General features: G+C 49.6%; 1 protein-coding gene and 1 pseudogene. Both read left to right on the forward strand.

Annotated features, from left to right (window positions below):
* Positions 1–189, forward strand: a pseudogene (locus JFQ59_RS12290) (AMP phosphorylase); the annotation flags it as partial.
* Positions 189–1,374: AMP phosphorylase (locus tag JFQ59_RS12295; protein ID WP_230972514.1), on the forward strand; the 1,186-nt coding region annotated here is incomplete at its 3' end. The pseudogene JFQ59_RS12290 and the gene JFQ59_RS12295, both read left to right, overlap by 1 nt.

Raw genomic sequence — 1,374 nt, forward strand, 5'->3', positions numbered from 1 at the left:
CCGAAAGATAAGGGAGCGGGTGTATTCGTCCACAGGAAAAGGGGTGAGGTCGTTAAAGCCGGTGACCCGCTCATCACCATTTACGCAGAGAAAGAGTGGAAGCTTACCAATGCAATTGAGGTTGCAAGCACAGAGCACGCATTCGAAATATCTGGGATCATTATCGAAAAGCTGTCCTATGGAGGGTGATGGTCTTGATTCTCAGGGCTGTGAAGGTTCCGTTCAGGTCGGGAAGGTTTGCTGTAATTCTCAATGAAGAGGACGCAAGTGAGCTTGGAGTGAGAGAGGGGGACAGACTCAGGGTGAGGTACGGGAGGTCCAATCTTATCGCAACAACCCAGCTTTCAAGAGAGATTGTGGAGAGGGGTTTCGCGGGTCTAACGGATCTGTCAATGGGCGAGCTTGGGATTGATGATGGGGCTGAAATCGAAGTTTACCCTGTACAAAAGCCAAAGAGCGTCGAACTTGTTAAGAAAAAGACGAGAGGAGAAAAGCTGACACAGGATGAAATTAGAAGAATTGTGGAGGATATAATCAACAATGCTCTCAACGAGGTGGAGCTCACAGCATTTGTTATATCCTCCATGCTCAGAGGTATGGATTTTGATGAAATTGAATGGCTTACGAGGGCAATGATTGAGACAGGAGACAGGCTGTACTTTGAGAAGGGGATTGTTGTAGATAAGCACAGCATCGGCGGTGTGCCGGGGAACAAAATATCCCTGATAATAGTTCCCACAGTCGCTGCCGCCGGTCTGCTCATCCCCAAGACGGCGAGCAGAGCCATAACCTCTGCAAGTGGAACTGCCGATACCATGGAGGTTCTGGCCAGCGTAAACCTCAGCATTGACGAGATAAAGGAGATCACCGAAAGGGTTGGCGGTGTTATAGCATGGGGTGGGGCGACAAACATAGCTCCAGCAGATGACAAGATAATCAGAATTGAGCACCCCCTGTCTATCGATCCACGCCCTCAGCTTTTAGCAAGTGTCATGGCGAAAAAGGGTTCCGTGGGGGCAAAACACGTGATCATAGACATTCCCGTAGGAGAGGGAGCGAAAATTGAGAAAACTGATACTGCAAGAGCCCTCGCCAACGACTTCATTGAACTCGGAAGAAGACTCGGACTTAACGTAACTGCGGCACTTACCTACGGCGGTCAGCCGATCGGCAGAGCTGTTGGCCCCGCTCTGGAGGCTAAAGAAGCGTTGAAGGCAATGGAGGATAGGGCGGGATCAGCAAGTCTGCTTGAAAAATCTCTCGGCATAGCCGGAATACTTTTCGAGATGACGGGTATTGCTGCTAACGGGTATGCACATGCCAGAAAGATTTTTGAAAGTGGGAAAACTCTCGAGAAGTTCAGGGAGATAATAG

This window comes from Archaeoglobus neptunius, from assembly GCF_016757965.1.
Classification (GTDB): Archaea; Halobacteriota; Archaeoglobi; order Archaeoglobales; family Archaeoglobaceae; genus Archaeoglobus; species Archaeoglobus neptunius.